Source organism: Marinoscillum pacificum (assembly GCF_024714495.1).
Classification (GTDB): Bacteria; Bacteroidota; Bacteroidia; order Cytophagales; family Cyclobacteriaceae; genus Marinoscillum; species Marinoscillum pacificum.
The window spans coordinates 365780-383502 of record NZ_JAMZMJ010000002.1; the positions used below are offsets into that span (position 1 = coordinate 365780).

Sequence of the window (17723 nt, forward strand, 5' to 3'; positions counted from 1 at the left end):
ACCATATTTAGGTTTATTCTTATATGGATATGGAAAGATCTAGCGACAGTACTAACGAAAAATCACTCAATGTTCACCTGAGACATCTGCAACTCTCTGATTATCCGGAGTTAAGAGAAATCATGGAACGTGTCTATGAAGGCGTGAACGATCCTTACTGGGAAAAGATGGACATCAAGCGTCTTCTCAAGGTATTCCCAGAAGGTCAGCTATGTATAGAAGTAGAAGGAAAAATGGTGGCTGCTGCCCTGGCAATCATTGTTGATTATAAAAAATTTGGTGACAATCACACGTATAGCAAGATTACAGGCAATGAAACTTTCAATACACATGATGAAAACGGCAACGTACTGTATGGAATAGACGTGTTTGTTCACCCTGACTATAGAGGCATGCGTCTGGGCCGAAGATTGTATGACGGCCGAAAGGAACTTTGCGAAAATCTCAACCTGAAATCGATCGTTGCTGGAGGTAGAATCCCGAATTATGGAGATTATGCTGATGAAATGACTCCTCGTCAATACATTGATGCGGTAAAAGCTCGAGAAATTCATGACCCAATTCTCAACTTCCAGATCAGTAATGATTTTCACGTTAAGAAAATCCTTAAAAATTACCTTCCAGGAGACACTAAATCAAAGGATTACGCCACACTCTTAGAGTGGAACAACATCTACTATGTGGAGAAAGAACAACTGATCAATGCTCCTAGAACCTACATACGCATTGGATTGGTACAGTGGCAAATGCGTCCATTCAAAGATGTAAACTCTCTTGTAGAGCAAATGGAGTATTTCATTGATGCATTCGGTGATTACCAGTCAGACTTCATCCTCTTTCCCGAACTGTTCAATGCCCCATTAATGGCGGAGTTCAACCATTTAGGTGAGCCTGAAGCGATACGTGGACTGGCCAAATACACGCAATACTTAAGAGAAAAGTTTACAGAGTTTGCTATTGCTTATAATGTCAACATCATTACAGGATCGATGCCTGAGATTCGTGACGAACAACTTTACAACGTCTCCTACTTGTGTCGCCGAGATGGCTCATGGGATAGCTATGAAAAAATCCACATCACACCTTCTGAGCAAAGCTCTTGGGGCATGACCGGAGGAAATAAAGTAAAAGTTTTTGATACAGATGCTGGTAAAATTGGCATCACGATATGCTATGATGTAGAATTTCCAGAAATTTCTCGATTATACGCCGAGCAGGGAGTACAAATTTTGTTCGTTCCATTCTTGACGGATACGCCTAACGGATACAATCGTGTGAGATACTGCGCACAGGCTCGTGCGATAGAGAATGAGTGCTACGTAGCGGTAGCAGGATGTGTAGGCAACTTACCAAAAGTAAACAACATGGACATTCAGTATGCTCAGAGTGCGATTTTCACTCCTTCGGACTTTGCTTTCCCTACCAATGCAATCAAAGCGGAAGCCACTCCAAACACGGAAATGACCGTTATCGGAGACCTGGATCTGGAGCTACTTAAAGAGCTGCATGAATTTGGAAGTGTTCGAAACTTAAAGGACCGAAGACTAGATCTTTACAACATCAAACTGAAGAAGTGAGATGTAAAATACCCTTTTCGTGGTATTGCTTCTGATCGGTTTTTTTCCGACCTTTATTGACAGATTGAGTACACATACTTCTTCAATCCTCTTCAGATTACGCGCCCCTTACGACCTGGCGCGTAATTTTTTTTAGCCATAAGATGAAAAACTACTTAACACTTATTTTTCTAGCAACATTATCCAATCTGACTCTAGCTCAGGAATATCCTAACCTAAAAAAGGATAACTCTAAAGACACAGACTCTGACAACACAATCTTTAGTGCCGGAACACAACTAATTTTTGAGGTAATCAATCACACCAGCCCTGAGGACACTATGACTGTTCAGTACGCCGTATTGTCGATTAAGAAAAAGGATAAAACGAACAAAGGACAGACAGAAGTTGGGATTACTTATTCTTACTCCAAAAATCTACTGGAACAAACAGGCATTGTAGAAACTGATAAAAACCTATTGATTCACCCACCAAGAAATGGTCAATTCAAAGCGTTGGAAATATATCCGTTTCCCTACATAAAGTACAATCTGGAAGCCTGGACTGACAAACTTGAATTTGGCGGTCACTGGATTGACTCCATAGACAACAAAACCAGAATTTTGCTCAATCTTCGGTATTCCAATTCTGGTGTCGAATCCATTATTACTCCTTTTGGAGATCTTGAATGTTCAGTAATAAAAGCAACCTCAAAAAGTGAATTAGGGCAATTTAATCTAACTAGTTATTACCACGAAATGTATGGATTTGTCAAACTCCTGTATGAAAGCAATAACAAACCAACCTTTGAATTTCTCCTATCAGAAATGAAAAAAGGCCCGGCTATTACAGAACCTTATGAATTGCTATTTAAGAAATAGTTCAGAGGACTATTACAATAACGATAGAATATTCATTAAACTTCTGCGGTAAGATCTACCTATGAGCACCTTGCATCCATTCAAAAGAACAAACCCCTCAGAGATAGCCTCAATCGCTTCATAGTTGACTAAAAAAGAACGGTGAACACGGACAAACCCAAAAGGCTCAAGCTTCTCCTGAATACTCTTTAACGTATGACTGACCATATATTTTTGATCACTCGTATAGACGTATGCATAATTATCGAAAGCCTCTACATACAAAATATCATCAGAACTGATTGAAATTAATTCTTGATCCTTTCTAACGAAAATCTTCATCGATTCCGCATGAACAACTTTCACCTCCGAAGTTTTCTTTAAGGCCAATTCTATATTGACCATAAGATCCTTATTAGTAAACGGCTTCAACACATATCCTGCAGGTTTCGTCTTACTTGCTCTCTCTATAGTATGTTGATCATAATAAGAAGTCAAATAAATGAATGGAACCTTTAGAGCGCTAGACAATTCGATTCCGTCTTGACCTCCTTTGATATTAATATCCAGAAGTATCACATCTGGAACCTTTTTATCAAGAATTTTCAACACATCCTCAGCATTGTCAGCGATATCCAACACTGTGTACCCCTCTTGAGTGAGCATTCGTGCAATATCATCAGCCACCAACGCTTCATCTTCCACGATCAATATTGATGCCTTGCTCATGATATCAAAGTATATCTACCAACTTGCAAATAGACACTAGTGCCCTCATCTTGTTTTACTGCTATAGTAGCTTTCAACTGACGACAAAGCGACCGAATCATTTTCCAACCAAATCCATTCAACTCTTCTAGCCGAGAACTACCCATTCCTACACCATTGTCACGAACATATACATGCAGTATGTTTTCTACTTCAGTAATTTTTACTTCAAGTAAAGGTTGACAAACCCCCTCAAATGCATATTTCAAGCTATTGGTCACCAATTCATTAATTATCAGTCCCAAAGGGATTAGCGTATCTACATCGAGTTTTAGAAAACTTGCATTGACTTTCACATCAACCTCCCTTGAGTCACCGAAGAATACATCCACCAGCTCATCTATCAAACTCTCCAAATAATCACCCACCCTCACTCCTATGAGGTCATTCTCCTGATAAAGCTTTTGATGAATTAAGGCCATAGATTTCACACGATATTGACCATCTCGAACCGCCGCTGCAGCTTCCTCTTCAAGCTCTTCTACCTGTAAGTTTAATAGACTGGAAATCACCTGAAGATTGTTTTTAACACGATGATGAATTTCTTTAAGAAGAATTTCTCGCTCACTAAGTGCAGTCGCGATTTGTTCATTTTTCCCTTGCAAGACCAATGCGTGTCTGGAAGCATTGCGAGACCTTAGTATAAAAACAATGATCAATATAAGAAACACCAAAGAGGTGAGTATCAAAATAACCTGCTTGTTTTTCTGTGTTGCCAGATTAATTTCAGCCTGTTGAGATTTTATCTTAAGTTCATTTAGTTCATTTTTTCTAAGCTCACTTTGGTATTTAGCCTCTAACTCATATATCGCTTCTTCGCGCTGTTCTTGCTTCAAACTATCAAAATAAACGAAATGCTGATTCTTCATCATCAAAGCTTGTTTGTAATCTCCTAAGAACTCATAGACATCTGACAATGATGAATAAACCAATGATTTGGTCCTCACATCCTGAAGTCCTGGCAGATTAAACTTCAATTCCTCAATTACCTTTTCTAGATGATCAGATTGACCTTGACCAATACTTGCCTCTGCGATATAGGTTAGGCAAAGTAAATAGTCAGTGAGCATATCTGCCTGCTTAAAATAGGTAACACAAGCATTGAGACAAATGATTGCCTTCTTAAAATTCCCCTGTCGTATATAAAGATTACCCAAATTTGACTGAGCCATAGCATCGAGATAAGGTTCAGTTCCTACACTAGCAGAATCTAGAATTTTCATAAACGCTCTCTCAGCCAGTTCATACTTTTTCTGACTGCTATAAATGGATGCCAGATTAATACTAGTGGCTTTTCTCCTGTATTGATCATTATAAACTTCTGCTAATTCAATAGTTTGTTTATAATAACCCTCTGCTTTTTCATAATCATCTAGATAATGAAAAAACGTCCCCATAAAATAAGTTACATCTTTAAGTTTCTCGGAGTTTTTGTCAGAAGCCAACGTATAAGCCTGTTGGTAGTATTCCAACCCACGCTGTGGTTCATTCGCTAATACCTCATAATACAAGCCAAAATCAAGAAGAGATTTGATAATGTAGTTGTCATCAGAAATTTCAGAAGACAATTGATACAATCGTTCCGCTGCGATTAAACAAGAATCATTTCCTTGATCATAATAAGCATCAAAAAGCGCCGAGTAGATCACACATTGACTCACTACTTCCTTTGTATCATCTAATGCTAACCACAAGGAGTCCTGCTGAGCATGTAAACTCAGAGGAAAAAGGGATAGAATAGTGATAAAACAAATTGATCTCAAAATCAAATAATACTAGGCGACAGGTTAAGATAGAACAATAATTTCAAATAACTGAAAGTTAAAAAACAAAGGCCTGAGAAACCCCAGACCTTTCACCATCAACAATCTTTCAAGTTATTGAACTATAAAACGCTTTTTAACACGTCTTCTACCCTCCGCAACTTCAAGAATGTAAACCCCCGGCTTCCAATCAGCAACTTCAATCTCTGTCCCAACATGAAGACCTTGAGTTTCCAAAACTATACGACCAGACTCATCGATTATTCTCAACAATGTTGATTCCTCAACAAACGACGAAGGAAGTTGCAAATTCACCACATCAGTAGTTGGACTTGGGTAAATAACCAATGCTTCCTGATCCTCAAATTCAGGGACAATTTCAGCTATTCGCAACATCGCATTGCAGCCTAAAACCGGTGCAAAAGGCGTAATCGTCCCTGTTCCAACCTCTCCATGTTTATTAGCACCCCAACTCTCCACTTTATTAGTTGCTCTGTTTGCTAACACATGATGCTCTGCAGACAAAGCATGAAATAAAGACACCCCATAAGTAGAGCAATTAGATATTTGCGCTGGAACCAATTCTTCTGTAGATGTATAACCTCTGCCTAACTCACCAAAATCATTACGACCCCAGGCCCAGGTAGACCCATCCGCTTTAATAAAAAAAGCAACAAAATCTCCGGTCTCTATAAACTTTACGTTAGATACCGGAATAGTCGAAATAGTATCTTCATAAACAGTGGATGGGTGAAACTCTCTATCATCGTAGGTCTTCTGACAAATGGAAAAGAAGTGTGGAGAATTGATAGAGCGACCCCAAATCAAAACCTGACCATCTACAGTCAATATCATTCTTAAATAGCGATTAAAAGTGATGGCTTTAATTTTTTGTGACAACATCATTGGTGTAGCCACTTTTAGCTTTGCTCCAGTGGGACCAATTCCACTGTAATATCGATGCCCCCACACGCTAACAGTGTTATCTGCATATAATGCTGCTCCTAACCTTGCACCCAAGTCGGTTGAAAACACCTTACCCGCTGCCGTGGCCTTCACAGGAGAACTTCGCAAGGTGGTTGTATTATCTCCCAACACATAGTCATCATTATTTCCCCACATATAGAGATCTCCGTTGACATCCACAGCAGAGGCATAGGAGCAATCACCAGAAGAACAACCAATATTTGACTGTCCGGCACCCTGAACGTATACTACCTCAGCCAGAGGCATTTTAGTAGGTAAACCGATCGTTAATGAGGTGCTTCCTATTCCACAAACGCCAGATTGATTATCACCCCAGGTCCAAACATCTCCAAAAACATCCAAAGCAAAGACTGTTGTATTAGCGGAGCCAATAGCAATAATATCAGTTAAACTTCCAATCTGAGTAGGAGTGGCCACATCAGAAGTAGTCGTAAATCCGATATAATCTTTATCTCCAGTAGCCCATACGGTGCCATCCGATTTTAAAACGAACGAATTCAATTGATTAGCAACCTGTGCTATCTTGTCTTGTTTCGCAAAGAATGGAGCAAAAAATGATCTACCCATTCCTGAAGCATCAATTTGATTAAAGATATTACTTCCTGCTCCATTGACTAACCCATTGGACTCTAGCAACAGCGAAAAATCACTACCCGCAGCAAGAGCTACACTTGTATGCATACTACTTGCAGCTGGAATATCAACCTGTGGAGGACCAGCTATCCCAAGCTGGCCCATGGCATTAGAACCAAAGAAATGAAGTGTACCCTTTCCATCCACAAACAGACTATGGGTTACTCCTGCAGCCATAGTTCTAACTCCTGATACTACCGTATCAGCGTTGACACGTGTAAAAGTCATGGGATCTGCAGGATTTACTGGCCCCATTCCTAACTGACCATTAAGTCCTTCACCCCATGTCCAAAGCATTCCAGACTCATCTATTGCCATAGAATGAGTATCTCCACCAGACAAAGAAATCACTCCTAATAAATCGGTGAATGAACCTGCTACAGTCACATTTACTGGCAGTGTACTCAGTCCGCCTACCGGATTTCCCAATTGTGAATTGGCATTATCTCCCCAGGCAAGCACATGTCCATCCTGAATAGCCATACTGTGTCGCAAACCACCAGAAATCAAGGTTATTCCTGTAAGAGGACTCATAGTAGTAGCCTCCAATACAGGACCTGGAGGCTCAGAAGCTGAAACGAATCCCTTACCTAACTGCCCTTCCCAGTTTCTACCCCAACCTATAACTGTTCCATCACTTTTGAGCGCCAAGCAGAAAAACTCACCCGCATAGATATCAATAACATCAGCCAGCCCGGGAACAGGAATCGGCAAATTCGTTCGAGGCGACGGCTGACCAAGCTGTGTCTGAGCATTATCCCCCCAAACAAAGACAGTACCATCGGCACGTAAAGCCATGCTATGATGCCTTCCTGCCGCAACCGCAATGACATGATCCAGATTTAAAACCATGGTATTGAATGCTGATGGTCTCGTAGTTCCATCACCCAATTGACCCATATTGTTATCACCAGAAGCATAAACAAAACCCTCCTGGATAATCAAAGTGTGATTGATTCCCGCAGCAATAGCTCTTTCAGTCATTGCCGGTGTTGTGCTCTCATTTCTGGAGCGGTCTTTAGCAACCCCAACTAAATGGGCAACTAAAACAATAAATAGTGTGTAAAAAAGTTTTTTCATAGCAGTAATATTTAGCATGAAAGTCCTGAATACGTTACACACAAAAAAGCACCTTTTAGTAAGGCGCTAATAATCTTTAGTAAACCCTCAAATCAGTTAAGGAAATAATCCATCACCACAAGTGATGCACTTCCGCCTTGATGTATTCATCATATATCTTTTTCACAGACTTCATCTGATCTTCATTGAAACCTGGAAGACTTGCTGATTTGATATTGGAAATCACCTGTTCAGGTCGACTGGCACCTGGGATTACGGTACTCACTGCTTCAAAAGATAAGATCCACTTCAAGGCATATTTGTACAATTCCTCATCTCCAAATAAGGTCTTCAACTCATTGACAGCTTTCAAACCTAAATCCAACGGCACACCTGAGAAGGTCTCCCCTTTATCAAAAAGTTCTCCATTTCTATTGAAATGACGATGATCATTCTTATCAAATTCTCTATCGGCTGTCATCTTACCTGACAACAATCCACTTGCTAATGGCACACGAGCAATCACTCCAATACCTCTCGAATGCAACATCTTCAACAAACTATCAGCTGATTTCTGACGGAACATGTTAAAAATAATCTGCACAGACTCCACCACTTCATAAGTAGCAGCCATCTCAGCCTCCTCTACTTTTTCCACGCTTACACCAAAGTGACGGACTTTACCTGATTGCTTAATCTCTTCCAGCTTTTGGAAGACTTCCTGAAAGTCATAAACTGGGGTTGGTGGACAATGTAACTGCACCAAATCCAAATAATCCAATCCTGTATTTTTCAATGCATCGTTCACAAACTCCTCCAAAGCCTCCGGAGTGTAGGCATCGGCAGTATGGGGATTGAGTCTTCTACCGATCTTGGTAGCTATGTATACTTTATCGCGATCTTTTCTTACAAAATCAGCTACTGCTCCTTCACTTTGCTGATCGTCATACACGTCAGCCGTATCCAGGAAATTCACCCCATGCTCCAGAGCTGTCTGAATAATTTCATCCGCCACTTTACGATCAAAAGAGCCACCCCAGCCTCCACCTACCTGCCAGGTACCAAGTGAGATTTCTGAAATTTCTAAACCTGTTCGTCCGAGTCTTCTATATTTCATTTTGCCTATGATTCTATTAATAGTAATACAATGTTAGTAAGTCCATAATTGTTTCCTTGCGATTGGAATCAAACAATTACCTAGTTTTGAACAATCAAGTAAGTTGGGTATGCTAAGGAGCCACATAATAGGAACCTTAATATCAAGCGTCTCTTGACAAATTCAAATAACTTCATAAATACCTTCAGGTACATAAGACAACAGGATGATCCAAAGACTAGCAATATTTTGTGGTTCTAGCGCCGGAAACAACCCCATTTACAAAGAAGAAGCCTACCAGGTCGGCAAATTAATGGCAAAAAAAGGCATTGAAGTGATCTACGGAGGTGGCAAAGTTGGGCTGATGGGAGTAGTGGCTGATGCTGCTCTGGAACATGGCGGCAAAGTCATTGGGGTGATTCCAGAAAAACTGATGGAATGGGAAGTAGGTCATGATGGTCTAACAGAACTTCACATTGTAAAAACCATGCATGAGCGCAAAGCGATGATGGCCGACCTATCCGATGGGTTTGTCGCTCTACCTGGTGGCATTGGCACGATGGAAGAAATCATCGAAGTATTTACCTGGCACCAGATTGGCTATCACAACAAGCCTTGCGCTTTCCTCAATACATCTGGCTATTACAACAAGTTTTTCTCATTTATCGAGCACAGTGTATCTGAAGGCTTCCTGTCTCAGCAGCAATGTGATGAACTGATCATCGAAGAGACGTTTGAGAAGTTGTTGGTAAGAATGGGGTGAAAACTAGTTTAAAAGTAAAAAGTGATTAGTGGGAGAATAGTTCACTATGCAAACACAAATCACTTCTTTTCATGAAACTTTTTAAACTCATGAAAAGCTTCTATCCATCCGTTTCTAATACTGTTTGTTGTATCTACTTCATCAAGCATCACTTTATTCTTAAAGTAAAGGTCTACCACCTTTTTCCAATTGGGTTTCTCTGACTTCCAATACGCAACATCGCTTTTAAGTACATTCACCAGCAAGTCACCTTCATACATATCTCCTTCTGCCAGCAAATCAATAGCCAATTGTTCGATAGCCAAAGGAATAAGAAATGGCAACCCAATATTTTGACCAATCATGATTCTTAAATCTTCAATGGTAAACTCACTCAGTTGCTTCTTGTATAGCTCATGAACAGTTGTTGCCAGATAGCTCCCATAACTTGGAGTTGGTCCTAAATTTTTCTTTTCTAGAGATGCAAGATTCTTATATCGCCAGTTGTTTTCTAGTTTCATTATGGAGTTTTTTAAATCATAGGACTAACCAGGTTACTTCGAGTAACCTGGTTAGTCTTAGTCTTTGTTTGACTAATCTTCTAACATAAGATCCAGTTCAAAATTACTCAAATCAGTTTTATGAAATTTACGGTAGGATTGATCACCTCCAAACCAATCTAAAACATAATCCCGCTCCAATATTGATTTTTTAGATGTGAAGAGATGAGACCAATAGGATGAATACGGGTTATCTTTAAAATCCTCAACAATTCCATGCTTTTGAGGATTTTGATGAATGTATGAGACTAGTCTCGAAAAATATGATTCATCGGTAACTGTTATTCTTTTGAAAGGTGACTCAAACAAAGAACCTGAACGGCCATATACTTTGTTCATCGCTCGAGTATAGCTCTGCAAAAAGCTAGAAAACGCATTGCTGACATGCCATGAGCAACTCTTATCAGAGTTTTCAGAAATACTCAATTCATGTTCTTCCCTTACCTGAATAAGAAAGTGATAATGATTTCCTAGCAAGCAATAAGCATATGTTTTCACCCACGGATAAACATACCCCGCATACTTTTCTAGAAAAAAATGATAGTTCTTATCTTCAAAAAACACCTGTGACTTATTAATTCCACGATTGTAGATGTGATAAAACTTCCCTGGCTCAAGCGGTATTTTTCTGATTTCCATTAGCATTATGGTTCAACTACTTATTCTATTAACTAGGTTACTTCAAGTAACCTAGTTATTCGAGTAACCTAGTTAATAGTTAGTTAGTATCACTCCAAAATAACGGAATTTCACCTCCGCAGCAAGCAAAACATCTCTCTATTACATCTTCCTCAAACACTCCCAATCCTCTTCAAAGAAGGCCCTTACTTTCTCCAATTCATCGGATGCAATCAACTCCTTTCGGGATATCAGACTCCAGGGAATAAGGTTAGCAGCGTACAAGACTATGTGATAAAACGCCCAAACAGGTCGGTAAAGCAACCAGTGCATTAGCTTATTGGATCGGCCTTTGGGCACGGACTTCACATACTTCCGACAAAAGGACTGAAGCACAATCAGCTGCTTATCACTAAACGATCGGTGACGAGGTTTGAATGATAGGTTTTGAGGTAGCTCAATACCTATAAAATCAGTAATGCGTTGAAGGTAGACCTTAGGATCATCACGCAGTTCATTATACAGCAAAATCAGTGGCTCATTTCCTGTAATGGATCGGATTAGCTCCACCTTAGATTGATAGTATAGCTCCTCTACTTTCCAATAACCGGTATTCTCCTCCACATCTATAAAATCATGAAACGGCATCAGCCAGCCATTTTTCACACGCCTACGATACTGTGATGCCATCCACTCATCTTGTCTGCGAAAGCAAACAATCACCCGCACATTCGCAACCTGATCGCAAAAAGAACGGAGTTCCGTCTCCAGCTGTTTATCAAACTCTCTGGAAACCAAAATCTTTGACTCACCATACTGCTTAATAATTGCCTTAGCTTTTTTATACTGCTGAGGACCAACATACTGTATTCTATCAAGCTTTGGAAAAACCTCCTTTTGTAAAAAAGTAGATCCGGTTTTCCCCAACCCCACATGAAAATACACCGTGTGTTCAGTTCTCATAAAGCGAAACTACCCTGAATTCTTCAGGTTTTATAGTTGTCATGAAACCGATTCTTCAAAGTCCAAACCAAAGGAGTATGCAGTTTATTTTCATATTAACTTAATGCTTCCTTTATTTGCCCGCCGAAAAACAGCAAGGGGTAAAATTCATTTTTACACGTAAAGTCTGGTTAATAATTCGGTAATATTTTTTTAATTTGTTACCTCTTTAAGAGAAACCATAGACATCAACCATTGTACAGCGCTATCGAGAATCTTGTGAAAAAGGATAAGCCAAACTGGAAAAACATCCTTCTGATAATGGAAATCGGGGTTTTACTCGGATTTTTATTAATGGTTGTTCTCAACCATTTCTATCGCTTCCTACTGTAAGCTCATTATAAACCATTCTACGCAAACAGAAATACTGCAGATTGTGCGCTCTGCCAGTACTTGCAGTAAACCCCCAAATTGCCTGAGTTTCCCCTTCAAATATATCGTTGATTAAATCTCGCTTTAGGTTCACAACGCGTACACCATCCCAAAACACTTCTAGCAACTTCGTTTCTGGGTTCCACCGAAAGCGAAAATCGTGTAACCGGTCGTCTTCCATATTGTAGTTGGAGTTATCATTGTTCCAATACGTCTCATGCCTGCTAACTCCATTTTCCAGGTAAGCCACATGATCACATAGTGGGTCATTCTGATAGCGATTGGGGTAGGTATCAAACTCTACTGCAACTGATGGATCAATGGAATTTCCAGGTGCATAGGGATTGAATCGACCATACCCCATGCATTCACCCCATTGGCCAAAAGCCTCATAGCCACGCACATCATTGTGCACTACAAAAGTTACCCCATCTGCTCCTACATCTTTATCACCTAGATACAAGTCAAACTGTATTTCAAAATATCGCGTGAGATCGAGTTTTTGATAGTTGTAAGCAAGTCCTTCAGAGTAGGGTTCATCTGGAGTTAACTGAATACAACCATTGGCCATATTACCGGCCGTACCGAGAAAATAATATTGAGCGGATGCACTGATGGTCAGTAGCATACTAAATAGAAGCACGAGAATTTTGGTTGGCGAGATCATAAGGTTATAACGATTGAGCAATCAAAATGATTTCGAATGGAATTTTGAGACACATTTCTCATTCTCCTCAGGAAAAAAGAAGTTGACTAAAGCTATTACCATTGTAAACCCAACAAACAAATTGTCTTATCGCAATGAAATGGAGATAACTATCTCTTTTATAGTTCTAGACAATAAATTTTAATCAGATGTACTAATAAGGAAGATTTCTCTTCTCGATAGCTATCGAGATCGAAAGGACAGTTTATTGGGTTTTTGACTTTTTATTAAGATATAGCCATCGGATTATTAGATTTGCAAAATGGCAAGTGAAGTGCAGGCAGACTATCTCAACGAACTCAATCCCCCACAGCGAGAAGGCGTAGTAAACACAGAAGGACCCACCATGCTGATAGCTGGTGCGGGCTCTGGAAAAACACGTGTACTCACCTACCGCATCGCACATTTGATGCGTTACCATAAGGTGGATCCGTTCAACATCATGGCGCTAACCTTTACCAATAAGGCCGCTCGTGAAATGCGTGAGCGAATTGAAAAGGTTGTAGGAAGTGATGCTAAGAACCTCTATATGGGGACATTTCACTCGGTTTTTGCAAGGATTCTTCGCTCGGAAGCTTCTAAATTGGGTTACCCAAGCAACTTCACCATTTACGATACGGATGATTCCAAAACATTGATCAAGCAGATTGTTAAAGAAAACAACCTGGATGACAAGCTGTACAAAGCCAATGTGGTGTATAACAGAATCTCTGCTGCCAAAAACAGACTCGTTTCCTGGAGAGACTATATCAACAATCCAATCTATGCAGAGGATGATGCATCCAACATGCGCCCTGAAATGGGTAAACTATACCAGGTCTATGTAGCCCGTTGCTACAATGCTGGTGCAATGGATTTTGATGACCTCCTATTCAATACCAACGTATTATTCCAGGAGCATCCAGATGTACTGAACAAATACCAGCACCGCTTTCACTACCTCCTGATTGATGAGTTTCAGGATACCAACATTTCTCAGTATTTGATTGCGAAGCGTTTAGCCGCGGTACGTCAAAACATTGCTGTAGTGGGTGATGATGCACAAAGTATCTACGCGTTCCGTGGAGCGGATATTCAGAACATATTGAACTTTGAGCGAGACTATCCAGATCTAAAAGTGATCAAACTCGAGCAGAACTATCGCTCGACTAAAAATATTGTAGAAGCTGCCAACTCTGTAATCAATAAGAATACGGCGCAGCTCAAAAAGAACGTCTGGACTGACAATGAAGACGGTGATTTGATTGAATTGATTAAAGCCACTTCTGACAATGAGGAAGGCAAATTAATTGCTTCTTCTATTTTCGAAACCAAGATGCAAACTCAGTCGAGTAATAACGACTTTGCGATCTTGTACCGAACCAACAGTCAGTCGAGAGCGATGGAGGAAGCCCTACGTAGAAACAACCTGAAATATCGGGTAGTTGGCGGGCTGTCTTTCTATCAACGTAAAGAAATTAAAGACATCATTGCTTATCTACGATTCATCGTCAATCCGAATGATGAGCAAGCAATGAGACGATCCATCAACCTCCCGAAAAGAGGAATTGGTCCTGGAACAATTGAGAAACTAGTGGTAGCTTCTGCCGAGCATAACAAACCTCTTTGGGAAATCATGACACAGGCTACAAATCATGTAGGTGGCCGTGGTGGCAAGCAGGTTGAAGAATACGTCAATTTGATCAAAAGTTTCCGTCTGACAGCCGAAAAGAAAGATGCTTACGACACGGCGGCACTTGTTGCTAAGAACTCAGGACTTCTGAAAGAACTCTATGCGGACAAGACCATAGAAGGCATGAGCCGCTATGAGAACGTTCAGGAATTACTCAACGCAATCAAAGAGTTTACCGATGATCAGGAGAGAGAAGACAAAAGTCTTGCTGCTTTCTTACAGGAAGTGACCTTGCTGACTGACGAAGATCGAAATGCCAATCCAGAAGAAGCCATTACGTTGATGACCATTCACATGGCGAAAGGATTGGAGTTTAAGTACGTGTACATCGTGGGAATGGAAGAAGAATTATTCCCTTCTCAAATGATGCTCAGCAGCCGTGCGGATCTTGAAGAAGAACGTAGATTGTTTTATGTAGCCATCACACGTGCTAAGGATAAATTGCATTTAAGCTATGCACTCAACCGATACAGATTCGGTCGACTAAAGGCATGTGAGCCGAGTCGATTTATTGAAGAAATAGATCCAAGATATATCAAAGTGAATCGTAAGTTCTCCAGCACAGCTCCCTTGAGCTCAGCAGAAAGCTATGTAACGAAAAACTTTGTAAACAACATGCAGAAGGATAAATCCAATAGAAAATTCGCTTCTGCACCCAAGCATCAACCTAGTGCTGATTTCAAACCAAGCGACACTTCTGGACTCACAGAAGGCATGAAAGTAGAGCATCCAAAATTTGGTTTTGGAACAGTGAGCGTGATTGATGCAGACGGAGCCAATAGAAAGGCCCGTGTCAACTTTGACAATGTTGGCGAAAAAACCCTATTACTAAGTTTTGCAAAACTCAGAATCATTGAAGATTAATTACCACAAGAAGCGTTTTAAGGCAGTTTCGAACAGCGAAACAGGTGAAGTTGATAGTAAAACCCTTTTTCATTATTCTCAGCAAGGAGATGTACTCTGGGCAGTATACCAGGGAGCAAGCATCAAACTGGGAACAATCACAGGGTTGGTAAAAGAAGATGGCTCTTTAGAGTTTTCTTATCAGCATGTAAATGGTGAAGGCACGATCCGTAGTGGAAAGTGTACTTCTACCCCGGAAGTTTTAGAGGATGGCCGCATCAAGCTCTATGAAAAATGGAGTTGGGATGGCGATGACCTTATTGGAGAATCTGTAATCGAAGAAGTTCTCGATTAAGACTTCTTCGTTTCTTGCTTTAGTCGGTGAATGTCTTCGATCAGTCGAGTCATTTCCAATGGCAAAGTACCATTGTAGACGCCTCGGATATGCTGCTGCTCATCGACTAGCACGATATTTTCTGTGTGCAGGAAATCATCGATATCAGTTACGGATTTACCAAAGCCCTCGTCAGCGAAATAGGACTGTCTTCCGAGACGATAGATTAGGTCTTTGTCTCCAGTCAAAAGATGCCACTTGGATGCGTCAATGTTATTTTCCATAGCGTATTCTTTTAATACTTCTACGGAATCCATCCATGGCATCACACTGTGAGAAACCAGCAGCACTTCAACATCTTGCGCGAATGCTTCCTGAATGCGTTGAAGGTTATTGGTCATTCTTGGACAAACTGTAGGGCAGATGGTAAAGAAGAAATTGGTGACGTAGATTTTACCTTTAAGGTCTGCATTGGATATGGTTTGTCCATCCTGGTTTGTCAATGCAAAGTCAGCAACTCTGTGAATGGTATCGGTATTTCCTTCAATCCATCTGGGAGTGAAATCTGCTTGCGTATAGTACGGCATTGTTACCTCTGATGGCTTAGTATTACATCCTAGCAAATAGATTGCAAGTACGAATAAAAGACTATTTCTGATCATAAATTGCAACTGTTAACGGTTCAATTTCTTCTTCTACTGTATCAATATTTTTACAACGCTTTAGCCCTACTAGTCCATATCTTCGACCATCTTCTCGGATGACATAGTTGGACCGTATTTTCCCATCGGAGCGCCACATTTTCTGTTCACCAAATGGCTTTCCATCTTTGAAATTGGTGAGTTTAGCTAACTGACCATTCTCAAACCAGTCATAGTGAGTGCCGAGATTATCTCCATTTTTAAACCGGTATTCAAATTTTTTGGCACCACCAGCATAAAAACCCTGATGAATTCCGTCTTTTTGACCATGCTTAAAATTGCGGTAGTATCGAATACTTCCATCTTCATAATAAGCTATTTTCATTCCATGCTCCTGACCATGCTTGTAGGGAGTTTTTGTCTTTAAACTTCCATTTTCATAATAATCAACGATATACCCTGAGAAGGGAATGGAGTCCAGATGAAGGACTCCATTGATGTTCGCTACCCCAGGGTGTTCATAGGACACCTCCAGTTTAGGTATCCCAGAACAGCCCATGAGCAAAAAAACGGTAATAATGATAATTGCTTTCATTACTGAGTAATCGTACCTGTCACACCATAAAAACCGTCACCATTGATCCATGGCAGGTCTTCTGTAATGTGATAGTGATAAATTCCATTAGGAAATTCAGCTGTTGCACCAATATGACCATGGTAATCATCCAGATCGTCATTGGTAAGCACTACACCGTCCTCTTCAGGCCCATATACAGGAAAACCATCCAACAATAATCCTAGGAAAGACTCTTTATCTAATTCATCCTCTGTTAACCAAACCGGCTCAATGTGGTAGTGATAGTCACCAGACTGAGCAGGATGACCTTCATACTGATCAAATGTGTTTAACTCATCTAGAATATCATCACCAGGAGCCGCTTGTTGATTAAAAAATGCCACGCTATTAACAGCTACACCCATTGGCCCCATTGGGGTTGTTTCTTTTTGTATAGCCTCTACCGGGAAACGAGGGATTTTATAAACGAAATCCTGCACTTCGATGGAGTTCGGGTTTTTCTTAAAATCTGGATTATCTGGCTCATCGTAAGCTTCATACAAGTCATTACTTTGATCATAATACATGCTCTTATGATCTGGAAGGTTACCCGACTCAATGATGACGTACTCTTCTTCTACAGTAATCGTTAAGGCCTCAGTATTGTAGAACTTAGAAACCAACACACTAATATCATTAGCCTCAGTTTCCTCTTCTTCCTCCTCCTCTTCGTTTTCTTCTTGCTCTTCCTCTTGTTGTTCCTCCTCTTGCTGCTCTTCTTTCTTCACAGCATCCGCAGGATCTTCGGTATCACAAGAGGTGATGGTAAAAGTGGCAAACAACAATGCCAGTAATAAGTAGCGATTCAATTTTATCATGTTGGTTATTCTATAGTTGCTATTGAAACGGGCAACCTGGAATACACCCTACCATCATGGTCAAAAAAGTATTAGCA

The 17723-nt window shown here is 40.4% G+C and carries 16 protein-coding genes; 5 read left to right on the forward strand and 11 right to left on the reverse strand.

The features are described 5' to 3' along the window. The first annotated feature begins 29 nt into the window (after nt 1-29). Both NXS00_RS08400 and NXS00_RS08405 read left to right on the forward strand, forming a co-directional pair. Nucleotides 30-1577, forward strand: a complete 1548-nt coding sequence (locus NXS00_RS08400) for a bifunctional GNAT family N-acetyltransferase/carbon-nitrogen hydrolase family protein (protein WP_258098717.1) — start codon at nt 30-32, stop codon at nt 1575-1577. A gap of 143 nt (nt 1578-1720) precedes the next feature. Further along, a complete protein-coding gene (locus NXS00_RS08405; protein ID WP_258098718.1) occupies nt 1721-2437 on the forward strand; it encodes a hypothetical protein in 717 nt (238 codons plus the stop codon). Between the two features lie 12 nt (nt 2438-2449). Here NXS00_RS08405 and NXS00_RS08410 read toward each other — a convergent pair whose 3' ends face one another. The 4 genes from NXS00_RS08410 to NXS00_RS08425 all read right to left on the reverse strand — a co-directional run bounded on the left by NXS00_RS08410 (nt 2450) and on the right by NXS00_RS08425 (nt 8743). Further along, nucleotides 2450-3145: a LytR/AlgR family response regulator transcription factor gene (locus NXS00_RS08410; protein WP_258098719.1), complete on the reverse strand. Its 696-nt coding sequence runs from the start codon at nt 3143-3145 to the stop codon at nt 2450-2452. Then, a complete protein-coding gene (locus NXS00_RS08415) occupies nt 3142-4878 on the reverse strand; it encodes a tetratricopeptide repeat-containing sensor histidine kinase (protein ID WP_258098720.1) in 1737 nt (578 codons plus the stop codon). Before NXS00_RS08415 ends, NXS00_RS08410 begins: the two co-directional genes overlap by 4 nt. A 183-nt stretch (nt 4879-5061) precedes the next feature. Further along, entirely contained in the window at nt 5062-7647 is a 2586-nt protein-coding gene (locus NXS00_RS08420) for a T9SS type A sorting domain-containing protein (protein WP_258098721.1), read from the reverse strand. Between the two features lie 112 nt (nt 7648-7759). Then, a complete protein-coding gene (locus NXS00_RS08425) occupies nt 7760-8743 on the reverse strand; it encodes an aldo/keto reductase (RefSeq protein WP_258098722.1) in 984 nt (327 codons plus the stop codon). Nucleotides 8744-8948: 205 nt separating this feature from the next. Between NXS00_RS08425 and NXS00_RS08430 the strand changes: the two genes are divergently transcribed. Then, the gene (locus tag NXS00_RS08430; protein ID WP_258098723.1) at nt 8949-9485 is read left to right on the forward strand and encodes an LOG family protein; all 537 of its coding nucleotides are present in this window, start codon (nt 8949-8951) and stop codon (nt 9483-9485) included. A gap of 59 nt (nt 9486-9544) precedes the next feature. Here NXS00_RS08430 and NXS00_RS08435 read toward each other — a convergent pair whose 3' ends face one another. The 4 genes from NXS00_RS08435 to NXS00_RS08450 all read right to left on the reverse strand — a co-directional run bounded on the left by NXS00_RS08435 (nt 9545) and on the right by NXS00_RS08450 (nt 12659). Then, complete coding sequence (locus NXS00_RS08435; protein ID WP_258098724.1) at nt 9545-9985, reverse strand: contact-dependent growth inhibition system immunity protein; 441 nt, start codon at nt 9983-9985, stop codon at nt 9545-9547. Nucleotides 9986-10057: 72 nt separating this feature from the next. Next, a complete protein-coding gene (locus NXS00_RS08440) occupies nt 10058-10663 on the reverse strand; it encodes a hypothetical protein (RefSeq protein ID WP_258098725.1) in 606 nt (201 codons plus the stop codon). Nucleotides 10664-10804: 141 nt separating this feature from the next. Further along, nucleotides 10805-11605 (reverse strand): hypothetical protein, encoded by an 801-nt coding sequence (locus NXS00_RS08445; RefSeq protein WP_258098726.1) that lies wholly within the window; start codon nt 11603-11605, stop codon nt 10805-10807. A 343-nt stretch (nt 11606-11948) separates the two neighbouring features. Then, a complete protein-coding gene (locus NXS00_RS08450; protein WP_258098727.1) occupies nt 11949-12659 on the reverse strand; it encodes an L-type lectin-domain containing protein in 711 nt (236 codons plus the stop codon). Nucleotides 12660-12984: 325 nt separating this feature from the next. On the opposite strand from NXS00_RS08450, the gene NXS00_RS08455 reads away from it, so the two are divergent. Then, nucleotides 12985-15258 carry an ATP-dependent helicase gene (locus tag NXS00_RS08455; RefSeq protein WP_258098728.1) on the forward strand — a complete coding sequence of 758 codons (2274 nt, stop codon included), beginning with the start codon at nt 12985-12987 and terminating at the stop codon, nt 15256-15258. Next, nucleotides 15248-15592 carry an avidin-fold protein gene (locus tag NXS00_RS08460; protein WP_258098729.1) on the forward strand — a complete coding sequence of 115 codons (345 nt, stop codon included), beginning with the start codon at nt 15248-15250 and terminating at the stop codon, nt 15590-15592. Before NXS00_RS08455 ends, NXS00_RS08460 begins: the two co-directional genes overlap by 11 nt. Here the strand turns inward: NXS00_RS08460 and NXS00_RS08465 are convergent. From NXS00_RS08465 to NXS00_RS08475, 3 genes are read right to left on the reverse strand one after another with little or no spacing between them, the layout of a single operon-like run. Continuing rightward, nucleotides 15589-16233 carry an SCO family protein gene (locus NXS00_RS08465; protein ID WP_258098730.1) on the reverse strand — a complete coding sequence of 215 codons (645 nt, stop codon included), beginning with the start codon at nt 16231-16233 and terminating at the stop codon, nt 15589-15591. The genes NXS00_RS08460 and NXS00_RS08465 overlap by 4 nt on opposite strands. Beyond that, on the reverse strand, nt 16220-16807 hold the full coding sequence (locus NXS00_RS08470) for a toxin-antitoxin system YwqK family antitoxin (protein ID WP_258098731.1): 588 nt from the start codon (nt 16805-16807) through the stop codon (nt 16220-16222). Before NXS00_RS08470 ends, NXS00_RS08465 begins: the two co-directional genes overlap by 14 nt. After that, nucleotides 16807-17646, reverse strand: coding sequence for a YHYH protein (locus NXS00_RS08475; protein WP_258098732.1), 840 nt, complete (start codon nt 17644-17646; stop codon nt 16807-16809). The genes NXS00_RS08470 and NXS00_RS08475 overlap by 1 nt, the downstream gene beginning before the upstream one ends. Nucleotides 17647-17723: the final 77 nt, after the last annotated feature.

Bases quoted from the DNA above. Each gene is read 5' to 3' on its own strand.
- NXS00_RS08430 (WP_258098723.1), top strand. From the start codon at position 8,949: ATGATCCAAAGACTAGCAATATTTTGTGGTTCTAGCGCCGGAAACAAC.
- NXS00_RS08425 (WP_258098722.1), bottom strand. From the start codon at position 8,743: ATGAAATATAGAAGACTCGGACGAACAGGTTTAGAAATTTCAGAAATC.
- NXS00_RS08445 (WP_258098726.1), bottom strand. From the start codon at position 11,605: ATGAGAACTGAACACACGGTGTATTTTCATGTGGGGTTGGGGAAAACC.
- NXS00_RS08465 (WP_258098730.1), bottom strand. From the start codon at position 16,233: ATGATCAGAAATAGTCTTTTATTCGTACTTGCAATCTATTTGCTAGGA.
- NXS00_RS08475 (WP_258098732.1), bottom strand. From the start codon at position 17,646: ATGATAAAATTGAATCGCTACTTATTACTGGCATTGTTGTTTGCCACT.
- NXS00_RS08420 (WP_258098721.1), bottom strand. From the start codon at position 7,647: ATGAAAAAACTTTTTTACACACTATTTATTGTTTTAGTTGCCCATTTA.
- NXS00_RS08440 (WP_258098725.1), bottom strand. From the start codon at position 10,663: ATGGAAATCAGAAAAATACCGCTTGAGCCAGGGAAGTTTTATCACATC.
- NXS00_RS08435 (WP_258098724.1), bottom strand. From the start codon at position 9,985: ATGAAACTAGAAAACAACTGGCGATATAAGAATCTTGCATCTCTAGAA.
- NXS00_RS08400 (WP_258098717.1), top strand. From the start codon at position 30: ATGGAAAGATCTAGCGACAGTACTAACGAAAAATCACTCAATGTTCAC.
- NXS00_RS08455 (WP_258098728.1), top strand. From the start codon at position 12,985: ATGGCAAGTGAAGTGCAGGCAGACTATCTCAACGAACTCAATCCCCCA.
- NXS00_RS08470 (WP_258098731.1), bottom strand. From the start codon at position 16,807: ATGAAAGCAATTATCATTATTACCGTTTTTTTGCTCATGGGCTGTTCT.
- NXS00_RS08405 (WP_258098718.1), top strand. From the start codon at position 1,721: ATGAAAAACTACTTAACACTTATTTTTCTAGCAACATTATCCAATCTG.
- NXS00_RS08410 (WP_258098719.1), bottom strand. From the start codon at position 3,145: ATGAGCAAGGCATCAATATTGATCGTGGAAGATGAAGCGTTGGTGGCT.